A 620-nucleotide genomic window follows, 5' to 3' on the forward strand; every position below is an offset into this window, starting at 1 on the left:
ATCACGCGGCCCGGGTTCGACGACAGCACCAGAATCCGGTCGCACATGAACACCGCTTCCTCGATGTTGTGCGTGACGATCAGCACCGACTTGATCGGCATCCGGCCTTGCGTCCACAGATCGAGCAGGTCGGTGCGCAGCGTTTCCGCGGTCAGCACGTCGAGTGCCGAGAACGGCTCGTCCATCAGCAGGATCGTCGGGTCGACGACGAGCGCGCGCGCAAAGCCCACGCGCTGGCGCATCCCGCCCGACAGCTCGCGCGGATACGCGTTCTCGAAACCGTCGAGACCGATCAGGTCGATCGCCGCGAGCGCGCGTTCGCGCCGCTCGCGCGCGCCGACGCCCAGCGCTTCGAGGCCGGCTTCCACGTTTTGCAGCACGGTCAGCCACGGGAACAGCGCGAAGGTCTGGAACACCATCGCGACGCCTTCGGCCGGGCCGCGCAGCGGCTTGCCGAGATAGGTCACTTCACCGCCGGTCGGCTCGATCAGGCCGGCGATGATGCGCAACAACGTGGATTTGCCCGACCCGGAACGGCCGAGCAGCCCGACGATCTCGCCTTCGCGCAGCGACAGGTTCGCGTCGTCGAGCACGAGCAGTTCGCCCTGCGTCTTGTTGAA

Annotated in this window: 1 protein-coding gene; it reads right to left on the bottom strand. The window is 67.1% G+C overall.

Going from position 1 to position 620, the window contains the following annotated elements:
* On the bottom strand, nt 1–620 hold a 620-nt coding region (locus tag J7024_RS37045), incomplete at both ends, for an ABC transporter ATP-binding protein (protein WP_175770770.1).

Origin of the sequence: Burkholderia sp. WTPI3 (assembly GCF_021483755.1) — a bacterium.
Lineage (GTDB): Bacteria > Pseudomonadota > Gammaproteobacteria > Burkholderiales > Burkholderiaceae > Burkholderia.